Origin of the sequence: Paenibacillus sp. FSL K6-3182 (assembly GCF_037976325.1) — a bacterium.
Classification (GTDB): Bacteria; Bacillota; Bacilli; order Paenibacillales; family Paenibacillaceae; genus Pristimantibacillus.
Genome location: NZ_CP150265.1, coordinates 200,001 through 218,155 on the forward strand (window position 1 = coordinate 200,001; position 18,155 = coordinate 218,155).

17 protein-coding genes, 6 tRNA genes and 1 rRNA gene (1 of these 24 only partly in view) are annotated in these 18,155 nt (G+C 46.6%); 23 read left to right on the forward strand and 1 reads right to left on the reverse strand.

Features of this window, described 5'->3' with window-relative positions; all coding sequences use genetic code 11:
• The 7 genes from MHH56_RS00965 to MHH56_RS00995 all read left to right on the forward strand — a co-directional run.
• A 23S ribosomal RNA gene (locus MHH56_RS00965) occupies positions 1–1,043 on the forward strand; it begins 1,889 nt to the left of the window's first position.
• A gap of 152 nt (positions 1,044–1,195) precedes the next feature.
• Positions 1,196–1,272: transfer RNA gene (locus MHH56_RS00970), tRNA-Met, on the forward strand.
• Positions 1,273–1,295: 23 nt separating this feature from the next.
• A tRNA-Val gene (locus tag MHH56_RS00975) sits at positions 1,296–1,371 on the forward strand.
• Between the two features lie 35 nt (positions 1,372–1,406).
• A tRNA-Asp gene (locus MHH56_RS00980) sits at positions 1,407–1,483 on the forward strand.
• A gap of 16 nt (positions 1,484–1,499) precedes the next feature.
• A tRNA-Phe gene (locus tag MHH56_RS00985) sits at positions 1,500–1,575 on the forward strand.
• Between the two features lie 38 nt (positions 1,576–1,613).
• A tRNA-Tyr gene (locus tag MHH56_RS00990) sits at positions 1,614–1,698 on the forward strand.
• A gap of 15 nt (positions 1,699–1,713) precedes the next feature.
• Positions 1,714–1,789, forward strand: a tRNA-Lys gene (locus tag MHH56_RS00995).
• 147 nt (positions 1,790–1,936) lie between these two features.
• Here the strand turns inward: MHH56_RS00995 and ssuE are convergent.
• Positions 1,937–2,491 (reverse strand): NADPH-dependent FMN reductase, encoded by a 555-nt coding sequence (gene ssuE / locus MHH56_RS01000; protein WP_339206002.1) that lies wholly within the window; start codon positions 2,489–2,491, stop codon positions 1,937–1,939.
• A gap of 189 nt (positions 2,492–2,680) precedes the next feature.
• Here ssuE and MHH56_RS01005 point away from each other — a divergent pair, with 189 nt between their 5' ends.
• The 16 genes from MHH56_RS01005 (at position 2,681) to hisIE (ending at position 18,147) form a co-directional block, all read left to right on the forward strand.
• The gene (locus MHH56_RS01005; protein WP_076270766.1) at positions 2,681–3,628 is read left to right on the forward strand and encodes an MraY family glycosyltransferase; all 948 of its coding nucleotides are present in this window, start codon (positions 2,681–2,683) and stop codon (positions 3,626–3,628) included.
• A gap of 174 nt (positions 3,629–3,802) precedes the next feature.
• Entirely contained in the window at positions 3,803–4,945 is a 1,143-nt protein-coding gene (locus MHH56_RS01010; protein WP_339206003.1) for a helix-turn-helix domain-containing protein, read from the forward strand.
• A gap of 89 nt (positions 4,946–5,034) precedes the next feature.
• Positions 5,035–6,156 carry a sn-glycerol-3-phosphate ABC transporter ATP-binding protein UgpC gene (gene ugpC / locus MHH56_RS01015; RefSeq protein WP_076270765.1) on the forward strand — a complete coding sequence of 374 codons (1,122 nt, stop codon included), beginning with the start codon at positions 5,035–5,037 and terminating at the stop codon, positions 6,154–6,156.
• A gap of 200 nt (positions 6,157–6,356) precedes the next feature.
• Positions 6,357–6,950, forward strand: coding sequence for a sigma-70 family RNA polymerase sigma factor (locus MHH56_RS01020; RefSeq protein WP_339206004.1), 594 nt, complete (start codon positions 6,357–6,359; stop codon positions 6,948–6,950).
• Positions 6,895–8,259: a DUF4179 domain-containing protein gene (locus tag MHH56_RS01025; protein ID WP_339206006.1), complete on the forward strand. Its 1,365-nt coding sequence runs from the start codon at positions 6,895–6,897 to the stop codon at positions 8,257–8,259. The genes MHH56_RS01020 and MHH56_RS01025 overlap by 56 nt, the downstream gene beginning before the upstream one ends.
• A gap of 121 nt (positions 8,260–8,380) precedes the next feature.
• Positions 8,381–9,319: an HPr(Ser) kinase/phosphatase gene (hprK, locus tag MHH56_RS01030; RefSeq protein WP_076270762.1), complete on the forward strand. Its 939-nt coding sequence runs from the start codon at positions 8,381–8,383 to the stop codon at positions 9,317–9,319.
• Positions 9,320–9,340: 21 nt separating this feature from the next.
• The gene (lgt, locus tag MHH56_RS01035; protein WP_339206007.1) at positions 9,341–10,342 is read left to right on the forward strand and encodes a prolipoprotein diacylglyceryl transferase; all 1,002 of its coding nucleotides are present in this window, start codon (positions 9,341–9,343) and stop codon (positions 10,340–10,342) included.
• A 23-nt stretch (positions 10,343–10,365) separates the two neighbouring features.
• Positions 10,366–11,031 carry a pyrophosphatase PpaX gene (gene ppaX / locus MHH56_RS01040; RefSeq protein ID WP_339206008.1) on the forward strand — a complete coding sequence of 222 codons (666 nt, stop codon included), beginning with the start codon at positions 10,366–10,368 and terminating at the stop codon, positions 11,029–11,031.
• A complete protein-coding gene (locus MHH56_RS01045; RefSeq protein WP_179089910.1) occupies positions 11,024–11,557 on the forward strand; it encodes an acyltransferase in 534 nt (177 codons plus the stop codon). The genes ppaX and MHH56_RS01045 overlap by 8 nt, the downstream gene beginning before the upstream one ends.
• A 195-nt stretch (positions 11,558–11,752) precedes the next feature.
• Complete coding sequence (locus MHH56_RS01050) at positions 11,753–12,985, forward strand: ATP phosphoribosyltransferase regulatory subunit (RefSeq protein WP_339206009.1); 1,233 nt, start codon at positions 11,753–11,755, stop codon at positions 12,983–12,985.
• Complete coding sequence (gene hisG / locus MHH56_RS01055) at positions 12,982–13,626, forward strand: ATP phosphoribosyltransferase (protein WP_076270758.1); 645 nt, start codon at positions 12,982–12,984, stop codon at positions 13,624–13,626. Before MHH56_RS01050 ends, hisG begins: the two co-directional genes overlap by 4 nt.
• Positions 13,627–13,831: 205 nt before the next feature.
• Positions 13,832–15,118: a histidinol dehydrogenase gene (gene hisD, locus MHH56_RS01060; protein WP_339206010.1), complete on the forward strand. Its 1,287-nt coding sequence runs from the start codon at positions 13,832–13,834 to the stop codon at positions 15,116–15,118.
• A gap of 165 nt (positions 15,119–15,283) precedes the next feature.
• Positions 15,284–15,889, forward strand: coding sequence for an imidazoleglycerol-phosphate dehydratase HisB (gene hisB / locus MHH56_RS01065; RefSeq protein ID WP_076270756.1), 606 nt, complete (start codon positions 15,284–15,286; stop codon positions 15,887–15,889).
• Between the two features lies 1 nt (position 15,890).
• Positions 15,891–16,508, forward strand: a complete 618-nt coding sequence (gene hisH / locus MHH56_RS01070; protein ID WP_339206012.1) for an imidazole glycerol phosphate synthase subunit HisH — start codon at positions 15,891–15,893, stop codon at positions 16,506–16,508.
• A gap of 191 nt (positions 16,509–16,699) precedes the next feature.
• The gene (gene hisF, locus MHH56_RS01075; RefSeq protein WP_339206014.1) at positions 16,700–17,458 is read left to right on the forward strand and encodes an imidazole glycerol phosphate synthase subunit HisF; all 759 of its coding nucleotides are present in this window, start codon (positions 16,700–16,702) and stop codon (positions 17,456–17,458) included.
• Positions 17,455–18,147 carry a bifunctional phosphoribosyl-AMP cyclohydrolase/phosphoribosyl-ATP diphosphatase HisIE gene (hisIE, locus tag MHH56_RS01080; RefSeq protein WP_339206016.1) on the forward strand — a complete coding sequence of 231 codons (693 nt, stop codon included), beginning with the start codon at positions 17,455–17,457 and terminating at the stop codon, positions 18,145–18,147. Before hisF ends, hisIE begins: the two co-directional genes overlap by 4 nt.
• The last annotated feature ends 8 nt before the right edge of the window (positions 18,148–18,155 follow it).

Here is an 18,155-nt window from a genome sequence, read left to right on the forward strand (position 1 = left end):
TAAGGGGAGCGGTTAGGGGTAACCCGAAGCTGTGAACCGAAGCCCCAGTAAACGGCGGCCGTAACTATAACGGTCCTAAGGTAGCGAAATTCCTTGTCAGGTAAATTCTGACCCGCACGAATGGCGTAACGACTTGGGCGCTGTCTCAACGAGAGATCCGGTGAAATTTTAATACCTGTGAAGATGCAGGTTACCCGCGACAAGACGGAAAGACCCCATGGAGCTTTACTGTAACTTGATATTGAACTTTGGTACGATCTGTACAGGATAGGTGGGAGCCTTTGAAGCATGAGCGCCAGCTTGTGTGGAGGCAACGTTGGGATACCACCCTGATCGTATCGGAGTTCTAACCTAGAACCGTGAAACCGGTTCGGGGACCGTGTCAGGTGGACAGTTTGACTGGGGCGGTCGCCTCCTAAAATGTAACGGAGGCGCCCAAAGGTTCCCTCAGAATGGTTGGAAATCATTCGAAGAGTGCAAAGGCATAAGGGAGCTTGACTGCGAGACCTACAAGTCGAGCAGGTACGAAAGTAGGGCTTAGTGATCCGGTGGTACCGAATGGAAGGGCCATCGCTCAACGGATAAAAGCTACCCTGGGGATAACAGGCTTATCTCCCCCAAGAGTCCACATCGACGGGGAGGTTTGGCACCTCGATGTCGGCTCATCGCATCCTGGGGCTGAAGTAGGTCCCAAGGGTTGGGCTGTTCGCCCATTAAAGCGGTACGCGAGCTGGGTTCAGAACGTCGTGAGACAGTTCGGTCCCTATCTGTCGCGGGCGCAGGAAATTTGAGAGGAGCTGTCCTTAGTACGAGAGGACCGGGATGGACGTACCGCTGGTGTACCAGTTGTTCCGCCAGGAGCACCGCTGGGTAGCCAAGTACGGACGGGATAAGCGCTGAAAGCATCTAAGCGTGAAGCCCCCCTCAAGATGAGATTTCCCAGTATGTAAGACCCCTTGAAGACGACGAGGTTGATAGGTTCGGGGTGGAAGCACAGCAATGTGTGTAGCTGACGAATACTAATCGGTCGAGGGCTTATCCTAAACACGTTTACTGTGACCCATACATCCAGTAGACAGCAGCATAAAAGGCTTCAGCAAGCCTAATCTTTCGTATCCAGTTTTCAGGGCGTAATGTTCTGACTTTGCAAGCGTCCCCGAACGCTGCAATCGACAACTATTCGGGGGACAAGCGTGGCGGTGTAGCTCAGCTGGCTAGAGCGTACGGTTCATACCCGTGAGGTCGGGGGTTCGATCCCCTTCGCCGCTACCATTACCTTTTTTATTGTAACATCTGGAGGATTAGCTCAGCTGGGAGAGCATCTGCCTTACAAGCAGAGGGTCGGCGGTTCGATCCCGTCATCCTCCACCATATGTACTTATTCGGTTTTATGACCGGATCCACTTGGAGCTGTGGTGTAGTGGCCCAACATGCCTGCCTGTCACGCAGGAGACCGCGGGTTCGAATCCCGTCAGCTCCGCCATTTTTCTTTAAAGTAAGGCTCGGTAGCTCAGTCGGTAGAGCAGAGGACTGAAAATCCTCGTGTCGGCGGTTCGATTCCGTCCCGAGCCACCACTTTATTTTTCGTTGCGACGAGAAATAAGTAATAGTATGGAGGATTAGTGAAGTGGCTAAACACGGCAGACTGTAAATCTGCTCTCTCTGAGTTCGGTGGTTCGAATCCATCATCCTCCACCATTTCTTTTACAGCAAGAGCCATTAGCTCAGTTGGTAGAGCACCTGACTTTTAATCAGGGTGTCGTAGGTTCGAATCCTACATGGCTCACCATTTTTTTCTAAACAAACCTATACAACCGTAGATCTTAGGATCTACGGTTTTTTTGTTTGATTATATTCGAAATAAAAAAGAGTTTGCCCATCATTAAGATGAGCAAACTCTTTTTTTGCATAGTTAAAACCAGATAATGAATGAATCTTAGTTTTTACTCCGTAGATTCAATTCATAAGCAAGCTCGTTTACCGTTTCGTTTAGACGAAGTTTAAGTTCATCATTTAATTCAAATACTGGAGCTTCATTTGGCTCTTGTGAACGCTCGATTTGGGAATCAACGGCGTACACTCCGCTTACATATAATTTCGCGCCCATGGATGCGAGTACCGGCTTGAGGGAATAGTCAATAGAGAGTAGATGAGCGATGGTGCCGCCGATAAACAGAGGAGCAATGATTTTACCATCAAGTCCTTTCTGCGGCAGTAGATCTAGAAACGTTTTTAGAACGCCAGTATAAGATGCTTTGTAAACTGGGCTTGCAATAATAACAGCATCTGCATTCTCGACAAGCTGATTGGCTTCTATAATAGCAGGGCTGCCAAAACGAGCGTGAATTAGATCTTCGGCTGGCAAAGAAACCACGGTTATGGTTTCAACCGAAAGACTTTTTGTTATCAATTGTTGTTCTACGTACTGTGTTATGCCATTTAATCGGGATGAAGCATTTGGACTGCCTGAAATAATTACAATCTTGGACATGGGTGCACTCCTCTTTGTCAAATAAATAGTAGGATAAGTAATTACATTAATCCGATAAGTAAACTTTGAATAGATAGTACCATGGCAGATGTTATTTGGTCAAACAGGTTTGATTTGTTTCTTGTATTTTATCGATATAAGGGAACAATGTATACATATAGGAATGAAATAGAAAAAGGGGTAGTTGCAATGGTATACGGATTAGCGGTTTTAATTAGCTTCGCGATCGTATTTGCAAGCGTACCACCGCTTCGTGTATTTGCGCTGCGACTTGGTTTTGTCGATCGTCCTAATCAGAGAAAAATACATAACAAGCCGATCCCTCTCATGGGTGGCGCGGCTATTTTTGTTGGCTGTATCGTTACGATGTTTATTTTTATCGGGTTCACTCCGCTCACTTGGACCATAGTTACGGGTGGAACAGTGCTCGTAATTATTGGACTTCTTGATGATGCGTCAAAGGCAAAAGGGAAAGATTTTCCGATATGGCCGCGTGTCATCCTCTATATGGGTGCTGCGTCAATCCCAAGCTTATTTCATATCAAAATTGCGGGTATTACCAATCCGTTTACACATTTGTTTATTTCATTTCCCGATTGGGTATCGTGGCTGACAACGATGCTATGGGTTTTCGCGCTAATCAATATGATCAACTTTATTGATGGCGTAGATGGGCTGGCTTCAGGGGTATGCACGCTGTCAGCACTTACGCTATTGACGGTGGCGCTCGTCAAAGGTCAGCCAAGCACCGCTATTCTTGCCATTATTGTAGCCGGAGCATGCTTTGGTTTTTTGGTTCATAATTTTTATCCAGCTAGAATTTTTATGGGTGACGCAGGAGCGACCTTCCTAGGCTTTACGCTTGCTGTAATAGCTGTTGATGGAGCGTTTAAGAAAGCAACATTTATTACCTTGCTAGTTCCATTACTGGCGCTTGGATTGCCTATATTTGACACGGCTTATGTCATGCTGCGCAGGCTTATAAGCGGTAAAGGCTTGCATCATGCGGACAAGCTGCATACGCATCATCTTTTGATGAAATGGGGACTGAGCCAGGTTCAAACGGTTTCGTTTCTATATTTAATTGCTGCGTTATTCGCGCTCTTGTCAATCATTCTTTTACTGGTAATAGGCTGAATTAAGCAAGCTCTTGTGGTACAATGACGGGAAAAAGCGTTATTCCACATAAAGGTGCGAATAAACTTTTTTTACTTATTAATCCGCTTATATGGAGCTGCTAATCGCAATAGGTGTCCTCCCATAGGAGGAAGCACGCAGCCGCAAATGCTTGTGGAGATTGGAGATAGAGAAATGAGCACGACAGACTGGTTGAAGCCGCTGAAGCACATTTTGAACTGTCCGGTACATGCTGTTTCGAAATCTATAGCGGAGTGGAACGATTTAATTAGCAATGCTGATGTGGTGTGGTTAGGCGATCATATAGGATCTTCTCCTATAGAAGGCCAACGCGTAGAAAAAGACGAAAAAACGTGGATTGTCATTTCATCTGCGGAATATGAAGTGGATTTATTAGAAATTGATTGTCCATCGCTTCAGGCAATAGAGAAGGAATTGATAAGCTGGACTTTGCAGCTTAACCGCGGACATTTAATGGAGAAAAAAAATGCGGCGCTCTCTGAATCAGAGAGGCAAGCGCTTAAGCTTGGAGATTGGATTCAGAAGCAGCTGGAATCGGATGAGCCCGCATATTCTTTACCTGATCATTTAACCGTTGGCAGTCGCTTATTTAATGAAATGATACCTTTCTTACTCGTTACAGAGCAGTCTGGCACGAAGCATGCAACCTATTCTGAATTAGAAAAGCTTCTGCGTTCATTTATGTCCGACGATGTCTTGCTTATTCCGCTCAAGAGCCAAGAATGGCTCATATGGGGTTCGATGTCCTTGCTAAGAGATGAGGATTCCGATGCTTTCGATGAGCAGGAGGAAGAGACGATTGAGGATAGTCTAGCTTCGATTGGGCTTGGATTACATGAGATGCTTGCCAGTGAGTGGATTGGTGAATGCCATATCGCAGTCGCTCATCCTTCATCACCTGCAAAAGGTATGATTGAGACAACGATGCTGCTGCGGGAGACGATTAATCTCGGCCGAAAATTCCATGTAGGAACGAATATTTATTTGCCGTGGATGCTTCAGTTGGAACGTTTGTTGAATGCTATTCCGGAGGTTCATCGTGCGAGATATTTGGAGCAGTCGTTAAAAAGAGCGGATCTATTCGTTGAATCAGAAATGCTGAGTACATTGGAAACATTTTTTACGCTTGATTGCAACGTTAGTGAGACAGCGAAGAAATTATACATTCATAGAAATACATTATTATATCGTTTAGACAAGCTTAAACAAGAGACTGGTTTAGATGTTCGTCAATTTAGGGATGCCGTACTAGTCAAAATTATATTACTATTGTACAAAGTTACGAAAAGAAATTAGTTTTTTTGTAAAGTATGTGCATAGTCACAAGCTCCCCAGTGGGATAAGATATAGGCATAACGAAATTTCTTTCTAGGGGGAAAATTATCATGGCAGGCGTACGTTTAGAAGGCATTTACAAAAAATACCCGGGTACTGACAAAGCATCGGTTACTGACGTTAACTTAGATATTAAAGACAAAGAGTTTCTCGTATTGGTCGGACCATCTGGTTGCGGTAAATCGACAACTCTTCGTATGATTGCAGGCCTTGAAGAAATTTCCGAAGGCAAATTGTTCATCGGCGACCGCCTTGTGAACGATGTAGCTCCTAAAGACCGCGACATCGCGATGGTATTCCAATCCTACGCGTTGTACCCACACATGAACGTTTACCAAAACATGGCTTTCGGCCTTAAACTTCGTAAATTCAAAAAAGCAGACATCGACAAACGTGTTCGTGAAGCTGCTAAAATTCTAGATATCGAGCATTTGCTTGACCGTAAACCAAAAGCACTTTCCGGTGGTCAACGTCAACGTGTCGCTCTAGGACGCGCAATCGTTCGTGAGCCACAAGTATTCTTGATGGATGAGCCGCTTTCCAACTTGGACGCGAAACTTCGTGGACAAATGCGCGCGGAAATCAGCAAGCTTACAAAACGTCTTGAAACAACAACTATCTATGTAACGCATGACCAAATCGAGGCAATGACAATGGGTGACCGTATCGTTGTTATGAAAGACGGTTTCATTCAACAAACAGCTTCACCAGAAGAACTGTATAACCACCCGGTTAACATCTTCGTAGCTGGCTTTATCGGCGCTCCATCGATGAACTTTATCAGCGGTTCGCTTACAGAGCAAGGCGGCGCACTTCGCTTCAAAGCAAGCGGCGTTGATGTAGTTGTTCCAGAAGGCAAAGCAGCATCGCTTCGCTCGAAAGGTTACATCGGCAAAGAAGTGATTCTTGGCATTCGTCCAGAGGATCTTCACGAAGAGCCAGTATTCTTGGAAGCATCCCCACAAACAATCGTGAACGCAAATGTTGAGGTTGCTGAGAACCTTGGTCACGAGATGTACTTGTACCTGAACGGTATCGGCACTGACACAGTTATCGCTCGTGTTGATGGCCGCTCTGGTCTACGTGATGGCACAACTGTTAAGCTTGCGCTTGACATGAACAAAGTACACTTGTTCGACAAAACGACAGAACTTAACATTTTCGAAGCTTAATAAATAGTATGGAAGAAGAACGGTCGGATTATCCGATCGTTCTTTTTTTTATTTAAAAATAGAGGGCGTTTTTGTCGAATTGACTGTTGCGATTAAATAAATAGGAGTCAAACAAAACCATTTCCATGCTTCGGCTGTCTAATACAAAACAGGAATAATGTATAAGAAATGAGAGGCAGCCTGGGCAGGAGGGAAGAGGCATGAATAAGGATGAGTGGGCTGAAGCGGCTATACGGGGCGATGAAACGGCGCTGCTGCAGCGTATTGATCTAGATAAGCATCAAATGTATGGGATTGCTTATTCATATATGCGAAATGAGTCGGATGCATTAGAGGCTATACAAGAAACGGTTTGCCGGATATGGACGAAAAAGCACACATTAAGGGAGCCAAAATTTTTTACAACGTGGGCCATTCGTATTTTGATCCGTGTGTGTATGGATGCTAAGAAGAAGCAAACGAGGGAGCGTCCTACCGATTCGATAGCCGAGCAATATGATTTGAGGGAAAAGACAGTAGAGTACGATGAGACAGCAGCACGTCTTGATATGGCTGCGCAGATTCAACTGCTTCCGGTTAACTATCGTATGGTGATAACACTCAAATATTATCGAGATATGACGATTACGGAAATTGCCGAGCTATTGGAGAAGCCTGATGGAACCATTCGAACATGGCTGAACAAAGCATTAAAAGGACTAAGAGCAGATATGGCACATATGAAGGAGGAGATACGAAATGAGCGAGGCCAAGGAGACGCCGTTCAGGCAAGCCAATCAGGCGCTGCGAAGTGACATTGACCATGTGAATCAGGAGCTTGTTGTGATGCCGGAGCTGGCGCTGGATGCAGCAATACGAAGTGGGATTGAGCAGGGGCGGAAGCGATCCATACGTAGAAACAGAAAAAGATGGAGTGTGAGCATGATTGCTGCAGGGCTAAGTGTAATCCTACTTCTAACCGCGTTCGTTCGCGTATCTCCTGTGTTTGCTTCTATTGTGAAGGAAATTCCGGGTTTCAGCGGGTTTGTTGAGTTGATTCAGGGAGATAAGTCCTTGATTACAGCAATGGAAAATGATTTCATACAGCCTATAAAGCTCTCGGACGAGAAAAACGGCTACATTTTTACGGTTGATGGTATTATAGCCGATGATCAGCGTATGGCTATTCTGTATACGGTAGAGGGACCAGGAATTAACGGCAATACAGGATTTCTGGAGTATAAATTAAAAACGAGTGATGGTAAGGATTTGGTCGCTTCCATTGGTTCATCGCATTATCCGAATGATGATACCGAGGATTCAAGCGTTCCTGTGCATCAATATTTAGATATACTAATGGGCGAAGGTTCTAAAATGCCGGAGAGCTTACAATTCAGCCTATTGCTTGGCGGTCAGTGGCTAAAGGTTGATTTTCCAATTGAGCATAAAAGATTCGAGGGGATGCGTGAAGAAATCTCGATCGAGCAAAAGGTTGAGGTCGGAGGACAACGTTTTACGGTGAAAAATGCTGTCATAACACCGCTTCAAATAGCAGTGACAATCGAAGCAGATGCAAATAATGACAAACACGCAAATGGTTTTATAAATATAGCGCTTGTTGATGAGAAAGGCAGGCGATATGAGTCGAATTCTGCATTTGGCGATTCTAATACATCAATTACCCTTCACTTTAAGAGCAGTTATTTCGTTAAGCCCAAAAAGTTAACTTTAATTGCGGACGGTTTGTACTTGTCGGAAAACAATTTAAGCATCACAGTGGATACGGATAAAATAGAAACTTTATCATCACCGAATAATAGGCTTCTATTAGCCAGCAAAGAGCTGCTAAATGGTGAGTATGAAGTGAAGTTTGATTTGCTAAGTCAGGATGAGATCGATAAGAAGCCGGGGTATACATTATTTCCGCACGGCGGCACCTTTAAGGACGGTGCTGGTGAATCTTACCCTATTTCAGATAATCGGGGGGTGCAGTGGAATTCAAATGAAGATAAAGTGACCTATGTTTATCGAATTCCAGCAGCAGATTACAAGCAGCCGTTAACATTCAGTATTGAGCAGTACCCTGGTTATGTATTAAAACCGATAAGTATACCGATAAAATAAGTCGAAGGCGCTGAGCAGCGGAGGAAACGTTGCGTTCAGCGCCTTTTTCCTTTACGATGAAGACATTGGAAAATATCATACATATACACAATAGCAGTTGTCATATGAGGGAGGCCCTACGATGCCGAAAAAAGTGAAAGTATCTGAGCTCGTTAAACAATTTCAGCTTGAGATTATTGCGGGCGAGGATGGAATGAAGCGCGCCATTACAGTAGATGATTTGTATCGGCCTGGACTCGAAATGGCTGGATATTTCCACTACCATCCAAGTGAGCGGGTACAGCTGCTTGGAAGAACGGAAATCTCGTTCCTAAATATGCTGGACGGTGAAGAGCGCAAGGATCGTATGGTTCGTTTATGCAACGAGGATACACCTTGCATTATTTTGACAAGAGGGCTGGAAGCGCCTCAAGAGCTTGTAGATCAATGTAATGAGAAACAAATTCCGCTGCTCAGAAGCAATGTGGCTACAACCATTTTGTCCAGCAGAATTACGGACTTTTTGGAGAGAAAGCTAGCTCCGACAGCAACGATTCATGGCGTTCTTGTTGACGTATACGGCGTTGGAATGCTTATTACTGGAGGAAGCGGCATCGGTAAAAGCGAGACGGCGCTAGAGCTTGTCAAACGCGGACACCGGCTTGTCGCTGATGATGCAGTAGAAATTATGCAAACCTCCGATGCGCAGCTGCACGGCAGTGCGCCAGAGCTTATTCGTCACCTGCTAGAGATTAGAGGGCTGGGTATTATTAATGTAATGACACTTTTTGGCGCAGGGGCAGTTCGGACGCAGAAGCGTATCGGCCTTGTCATTAAGCTGGAAAACTGGCAGCAGGACAAGCAATATGATCGCCTTGGATTGGATGAAGAAACGACCCGTATTATCGAGACGGACATTCCGCTCGTAACTGTGCCAGTAAGACCCGGTCGTAACTTAGCGGTCATCATCGAGGTGGCAGCAATGAATTTCCGCTTGAAACGAATGGGTTACAATGCGGCGCTGCAGTTTACGAATAAGCTTACGGAAACGATCGCTGACGATATGGACGAATACGATTGAACCTAAAGGGGATATAACTAAATGAAGACATTGATATTAAACCCAATTGCCTTCACATTAGGCTCTATTGAAGTGCATTGGTATGGCATTATTCTGGGAACGGCGGCATTAGTGGGGCTGCTTCTCGCAGTGCAAGAAGGTAAACGATTCGGAATTAAGCCGGATTTTTTCATGGATTTGCTGCTGCTGGGCGTCCCTTCCGCCATTATTGGAGCGCGAATTTATTATGTAGCGTTCAAATGGGAAGATTATAAAGGCAACTTTGTAGATGTGTTCAAAATATGGAATGGCGGTATCGCGATATATGGTGCGATAATCGGAGCTTTTATTTGCGGGTTCTTCTATTTCCGCTATAAAGGTTATAACTTCTGGCGTTTGGTAGACATTTGTGTACCTGGACTGCTTGCAGGTCAAATGATTGGTCGTTGGGGAAATTTCATGAACCAAGAGGCGTATGGCGGTGTGGTTAGCGAGTCTTTCCTTCGCAATACACTTCATTTACCATCGTTTATCGTGGATCAAATGCTTATTCAAGGTGAATACCGTCACCCGGCTTTCTTGTATGAATCCGTATGGAGCTTGGTCGGTATTGCTATATTGTTCATCCTTCGCCGCCAAAAGTTTTTGCGCGCAGGAGAGCTGATGGCCAGCTATTTTATCTGGTATTCAATCGGCCGTTTCTTTATTGAAGCGCTTCGTACGGACAGTCTTGCATTTAGAGGACCATCGTGGCTGGCATCGTTTATTAATGGCCTCTGGACTCCAATGGAGGTTTTGTTCAAACAAGGCTACTTGGATCCTGCGTACGGCAACATAAGGATTTCACAAGTACTGGCGCTGCTCTTAATCGTTGGTGCGGTTGTACTTATTATCGTACGACGTAAGACGGGACTTGCCTCTGCTCATTACCTTGATCCAATTACGACTAGCAAGCCAGAGCGTAATGTGGGATCAGATTCTGAGAAAAAGGGTAAAGACCAACCTGCTGGCACTAAAAAAGATGATGAGGTTGGCAAGCGTTAAATGTAATTTAGGGAGGTTTATCGATGACGGGCAATATCAAAACGATGCTGTTCGATTTGGACGGCACGATTATCGACACCAATGAGCTTATCATCCGCTCGTTCATAGAGTCTTTACAAGGCGTAGCACCAGAAGGATTCGGAAGAGAGCATATTATTCCAAGCATGGGGCAGCCGCTTACGGATCAAATGAAGCTATTCTCGGGATTGGATGAAGTAACACATCTTGTGGCAGCGTATCGCGAAGTTAATCTGCGTTTGCATGATGAATATGTAAAACCATTTGATTACGTCATAGAAGTTATTGAGCGGATGCATAAGCAAGGTATTCAAATTGGCGTCGTTACGACAAAAATGCGTCTGACAACGGAACGCGGCTTGAAATACGTTGGGCTGTTCGACTTCGTGGATACCATTGTAACGATTGATGATGTTGTTCATGCTAAGCCGCATCCAGAACCAGTGAGCAAAGCAATCAGACTGCTCGGCGCAGATCCGGCAACGACCATTATGGTTGGAGACAGCACAGTGGATATCGAGTCGGCGATTGCAGCAGGTGCGATAGCAGTTGGTGTCGCTTGGTCGCTAAAAGGCGAGCAAATCCTTAAGGATGCCGGAGCCCATCATGTCATTCACGACATGCGCGATCTCTATTCCTTTGTCGGAATGGAGCGGGAAACATTTGCGTAAAGTTGAACGATATCCGGTGGAAGGGCCAAACGCGCTGTGGCAAGTATATTCAACGGTCAGCCGATTCAAATCGGTTCGTAATTTCATTTGCATCCAGCTAGCGCGCTATTGTCCGATTCTTCCGTTAAAAAATTGGATTTACCGCCGTTTGCTCGGCATGAAGGTCGGAGAACATACCGCTTTTGCACTTATGGTCATGGTCGATGTCTTTTTTCCCGAGCGTATAACGGTAGGCAATAATACAATTATCGGATATAATACAACCATTCTAACTCATGAATATTTGATCAAGGAGTATCGTCTCGGCGACGTCGTGATAGGCTCTCATGTTATGATAGGAGCAAATACGACGATATTGCCAGGTGTAACAATCGGTGATCATGCCATTGTAGCTGCTGGATCAGTTGTCCATAAGGATGTGCCTGCTTATGCATTTGTAGGAGGCAATCCGATGCGGGAAATTAGACGAAGCGAAATGGTCGTGCCAAGCGAATTTGATGAGAATGTGCGCAACATTTTAAACTAATGGGCTATGGAAAGCTTCGTCCGTGCGAGTTCGTCTCGCAGCCGGTCGAGGCTTTCTTTTTTGGCGTAAAACGGATCGATTTCAACTTGACGAAAATAAGCTTTTCATGCTAATATTACGACTAAACTCTTTAATTTGTTAGCATGGTAACATGGTATCGCTTTAAACCACTAAAGTAAACGAAGGTGATATTGGATGTCTAAACCAAAAGTATTTGAGAAGCCGATAGGCGTTAAAGATTATTTGCCAAGTGCAGTGGCTAAGCTGCGTCATATTGAACGTCAGGTTCTTGCCTGCATGCAGGGCTGGGGCTACGAACAAATTATAACTCCAACAATGGAATATTACGATACAGTAGGTGTAGCCAGCTCTACATCCGATCAGAAGTTATTCAAGCTGCTTAACAATCGTGGAACAACGCTGGTGCTGCGCTCTGATATGACGTCGCCAATCGCTCGTGTGGTGTCATCCTTATTGAAGCAAGCGGATTTTCCGCAGCGTCTGTCGTATCACTCTAATGTGTTTCGGGCGATAGAGGAAGAGGCGGGCCGCGAGGCAGAATTTTTCCAAACGGGCGTAGAGCTAGTTGGTGATTCTTCTGCAGAAGCGGATGCAGAGGTTGTTGCTCTTGCAATCGCGTCGCTTAAAGCTGCCGGTGTTGAACGTTTCAAGATCGCTATTGGGCATGTTGGGTTCCTAAACGGCTTGCTGGAGCAATCCTTGCCAGGTCGTGCAGAAGCGCAGGAGCAGTTGAAGAGCTGCTTGTTAGGCCGCGATTTTGTAGGTTACCGCGAGCAGCTTCGTGGATTATCCGTGGATGAATCTGTTCAGCAAGAGCTGGAAGGCGTTTTGCGTCTACGCGGCGGGCAAGAGATTTGTAATCAAGCGCTGCAGCTGAATGTAGATGATAAAGCGCGGGCGTCCATTCAACATTTGTGCGAAATATGGGATGTGCTGAAGGCGTACGGGGTTTGTGAGCATGTGCTTATCGATCTGACGATGATAGGTGACTTCTCCTATTACACAGGGATGACTTTCGAAGGGTATGCAGCTGATCTAGGCTTCCCGGTTGTAAGTGGAGGCCGTTATGACAACCTGCTGGCTCAGTTCGGCAGACCGGCTCCTGCAACGGGTTTTGCACTCAAGACGACGCGTATTCTGGAGCTGCTTGGCGATGGCGCTGAGAGTGAAACGGAACGCACACTGGTTATCTATGATACAGCTGGACGCAATGAAGCGCTTGTTAAAGCACAGGAACTGCGCGGACAGGGTACGAGCGTTGTAACAGAGCGGGTAGATGCGAATAGCGCACTTCTTGATGAGATTAAAAATAAGGCACAGCAGCAATCGTTTACTTATAAAGGCGTAGCCTACACAGCATTGCTGACATTTGACGGAAATGGAATTAAAGGAGGCAGCGCCACATGAGCGGAGCGACAAAAGATATTTTGAAAGTGGCGATGCCGAAGGGCCGCATTTATAAGGTAGCTTCCAAGCTGTTCCGAGAAGCGGGGCTTCCGATTCCTAGCGACTTTGATGATACGCGCAAGCTGATTATTGAGCTTCCAGAGGTAGGGATGGAGTTCATTATGGCAAAGCCTGTTGACGTACCGACTTATGTGGAATACGGCGTAGCGGACATCGGGATCGTGGGCAAAGACGTGCTCATGGAAGAAAACAAAGATGTTTACGAGCTCCTAGATCTTGGCATTGCCAAATGCCGGATGTCTGTTATCGGCATGCCGGATTGGAAGCCAACTATGAATCCGCGTGTAGCGACTAAATACCCGAATGTGGCTTCGGCGTATTTTCGTGAACTCGGGCAGCAGGTAGAGGTTATTAAGCTGAATGGCTCCATCGAGCTTGCGCCAATGATCGGATTGGCTGACCGTATCGTAGATATGGTGGAAACTGGCCAAACTCTTCGTGAGAATGGGCTTGTCGAGATGGAATCGATCTTCGGTATTACGAGCCGCTTAATTGCGAATCGAGTAAGCTACCGGATGAAGAATGAAGCGATTCAAGGACTGTGTGATCGCTTGCAGGAAGCGTTGGCTAAGCGGGGGTAGAAGAGAGAGCGGAAAGTAAGAAGAAAGCATGATCGGATAAAGCGAGCCCAGCAAGAGCGGGAGATGCATGGCGAGTGTCAACGAAGCAGGAGCAAACGCCAAGTAGGGCCTGCAGCATTTCATGTATAGACGAGGCATGATAAGTGAAGTGCATGCTGGACTGGACGGATAATTAGCCTTGTGAGTATTGGAAGGAGTGGATGATATGCGTATTATGCGAGCGGAGCAATTTGGTTTGAAGCGTGAGGTGGAGTATGGGACACCTGAGCAAAATGAGTCTGCTTTGAAGATCGTCGCAGACGTAAAGTCTGAGGGGGATGCAGCGCTGCTGAGGTATACGGAGCAGCATGACCGCGTTAAGCTGGACGCTGCGTCGCTGCGTGTGACGCAGGAGGAAATTCAGGCGGCGTATGAGCATGTTGACGCCGACTTTCTCACGGCTATTCGCGAAGCAGCCGTGAACATTCGGGTATTCCACGAGAAGCAAATGCGTACCTCGTGGATGGATTTGCAGCAGGACGGAACGCTGCTCGGGCAAATTATGCGACCGCTCAAGCGGGTCGGCGTATACGTGCCCGGAGGCAAGGCGGCTTATCCGTCGTCCGTGCTGATGAATGTTATACCGGCGCAGGTAGCTGGCGTGCCGGAAATTGTTATGGTGACGCCGCCGGCAACTGGCGGCAAGGAAGGCATCGACCCGTATATTCTGGTTGCCGCCGCGGAATCGGGCGTCAAGGAGATGTACCGGGTCGGCGGCGCACAGGCCATAGCCGCGCTTGCGTACGGCACGGCCACGATTGCTCCGGTCGATAAAATATGCGGACCGGGTAATATTTATGTGGCGCTTGCGAAGCGCGCCGTATTCGGTGCCGTCGATATCGACAGTATCGCCGGGCCAAGTGAAATCGTCGTGCTTGCTGACGATTCAGCTGATCCTGCGTATGTAGCCGCGGATTTGCTGTCGCAGGCGGAGCACGATGAGATGTCATCGGCGATCCTTGTAACGCCATCGCAGCAGCTTGCGGAAGCTGTCGCAGCGGAGGTGGAGCGTCAGCTGTCCACCCTGCCGCGCCAAGACATTGCACGCAGCTCCATCGACAACTATGGCGCTGTGCTGCTGGTCGATTCGCTTGAAGCGGGTATCGACGTTATTAATCAGATCGCGCCTGAACACTTAGAGGTGCTGACGGTTGACCCGATGCGTTTGCTCGGCTACATTCAGAACGCTGGCGCTATTTTCCTTGGGCCATACAGCTCGGAGCCGGTTGGGGATTATTTTGCTGGGCCAAACCACATCATTCCGACAAACGGCACAGCACGGTTCTCATCGCCAGTTAACGTTGATGATTTCTTGAAGAAATCGAGCCTGATTTACTATAGTAAAGAAGCGTTGATGGCTAATGGCGATAAAATCATGACGCTGGCTCGCCACGAAGGACTTGAAGGGCACGCTCGTGCAATCGAGGTTCGTCTTGAGAAGGAACGCGGGTAAACATTTTAACGTAAATAGATAAATTTGTTAGGCAAACAATTAAGTATAGGAGAGTTATTACCTAGGTAATAACTCTTATGCTCTTTAGCGGCATCTGCTGGAATTCCCCTATGCGGCAGGGCATTTGAGCTGAAGAAAACAAACATAATCATATAGGAAGAAGGAATGAAAGTGTCGGAAAATCGCGTACGTGAAGCATCGGTGGCACGCAAGACGAATGAAACGGATATTAAGCTTACTTTTGCAGTAGATGGAACAGGTGAAGCAAAGATTGATACAGATGTCCCTTTCTTTAACCATATGCTGGATCTATTTATTAAGCACGGCCAGTTTAATCTGGAATTAGAAGCACGCGGCGACATCGACATCGATGATCACCATACGGTAGAGGATATCGGAATTTGCATCGGTCAAACGCTTCGTGAAGCACTTGGCGACAAACGCGGCATTAAGCGTTATGCTAGTGTATTTGTACCAATGGATGAGGCGCTGGCTCAGGTTATTATTGATGTGAGCAACCGCCCACACTTTGAATACCGTGCCGAATACCCATCTACACAAGTAGGCAGCTTCTCGACAGAGCTTGTTCATGAGTTTTTGTGGAAGCTTGCACTTGAATCACGCATCACGCTTCATGTAATTGTACATTACGGCAAAAACACGCACCACATGATTGAAGCGGTGTTCAAAGCGCTTGGACGAGCGCTTGATGAAGCAACAAGCATTGATCCTCGCGTACAAGGAGTGCCTTCAACGAAAGGAGTGCTCTAGGATGATCGCGATTATTGATTATGGGATGGGCAACCTCCACAGCGTAAGCAAAGCGGTTGAGCGTCTTGGATACGAGGCGGTTATAACAGACGATCCCGAGAAGATTGCAGCTTCAGACGGAGCGATTCTTCCTGGCGTTGGTGCGTTTGGCGATGCTATGCAAAACCTGCGGGAAACGAAGATGGATGAAGTGACTAAAGCGTATGCAGCTTCTGGTAAGCCGCTGCTCGGCATTTGCCTTGGCATGCAGCTTCTCTTCACCGAAAGTGACGAATATGGAACGAATGAGGGATTGAATCTTCTTCCCGGCAAAGTTAGCCGTTTTACAGGTGATTACAAGATTCCGCATATGGGCTGGAACAAGCTGAATTTCCTTCAAGAGAAATCGCCCCTATTTAATGGGTTGACCGAAGGGCATGTTTATTTCGTACACTCGTTCCATGCGAAGCCGGAGGTAAGTTCCGACCTGCTCGCAACAACAGACTATTATCAGCAGGTAACAGCAATTGTTGGTCGCGGAAACGTATATGGCATGCAATTTCACCCCGAAAAAAGCGGAGAGCTTGGCATGCAGCTGCTGGGCAACTTTCTTGCACTAACTAAAATTAACGAAGCATAAAAAGCATTAATAGATAATCAAGCAAGTTAATTACTTAAACAATTAAATCGTTTAAGACTCGCTGCTTGGTAAAGATGCTTCTTCCTTAATCCAAGCAGTTTTATCAAAGTGATTCCAAGTAATCCTAAGTAATGCCGAGTGTTACCGGGTAGACAATTAAGCTCGATTACGGGCATAAAGGAGAGTGCAATATGCTGGCGAAACGTATCATTCCTTGTCTTGACGTGAAGGATGGCCGCGTTGTGAAGGGTGTTAATTTTGTGAACCTGCGCGATGCGGGAGACCCAGTCGAGCTGGCGGCCACTTATGACCAAGAGGGCGCAGATGAGCTTGTATTTCTAGATATATCGGCTTCCGTTGAAGGGCGTGCGACGATGATTGAAGTCGTCAAGCGGACCGCTGGGGAAATTACGATTCCGTTTACGGTAGGCGGCGGCATTTCTCATGTCGATGATATGAAGCGGCTGCTGCGCGCTGGCGCGGACAAAATCGGCATAAATACAGCTGCGGTTTTAAACAAGGCACTTATTCAAGAAGGGTCACGCAAGTTCGGATCACAGTGCATCGTGGTGGCGATTGATGCGAAGTTTAATGCTGAGTGGGGCGAATGGGAAGTTTACACGCACGGCGGACGCAAAACGACTGGCATTAAGGCGCTCGAATGGGCACGTGAAGTGGAGAAGCTAGGCGCGGGTGAAATTTTGCTGACCAGCATGGATGCCGATGGCACCAAAGATGGCTTCGACATCAAGCTTACGCAGGCGGTGTCTGATTCGCTTGGCATTCCTGTCATTGCTTCGGGCGGAGCGGGTAGAGTCGAGCATTTTAACGATGTATTCCAAATGGCACATGCGGATGCGGCTCTAGCTGCAACGATTTTTCACTATAAAGAAATGACGATTCGTGAAGTGAAGGACGACTTGCGCTTGAAGGGAGTAGAGGTACGATGACGGAAAATAATCATAATGAACTTATCTCAAAAATTAAATGGGACGATGCGGGGCTAGTACCAGCTATTGTTCAAGATGTGCAAAGCAAAGAAGTGCTTATGATGGCTTATATGAATAAGGAATCACTTCAGCTATCCGTTGAATCCGGCGTGACTTGGTATTGGAGCCGCTCGCGTAATGAGCTTTGGAACAAAGGAGCGACAAGCGGCAATACGCAGCGCATCGTCTCTTTGGCTTATGATTGCGACGGTGATACATTGCTCGTTAAGGTGGAGCAAAAAGGTCCAGCTTGCCACACAGGGCGCTATAGCTGCTTCTTTAATTCGGTTGAAGTAGCCGGGAACACAGATGCTTCTTCAGAGGCTGGACAATCCGCTGCAGACCGCTTCGCTACGCTTGGACAGCTGGAGAGCGTGATTGCCGAGCGTTACGCAGAGCGTCCTGAGGGCTCTTACACCTCATACCTGTTCGATAAAGGTGTAGATAAGATTTTGAAAAAAGTTGGCGAAGAAGCATCCGAGGTGATCATAGCAGCGAAAAATAAAGATAACGACGAGCTTCGCAGCGAGGTTGGCGATCTTATTTTTCACCTGATGGTATTGCTTCGTGAACGCGGATTGCCGCTAGATGATGTAATCAGCGAAATTAACAATCGTCACGGTAAGCCAACAACAAATAAAATGAGATAATGGAAGCT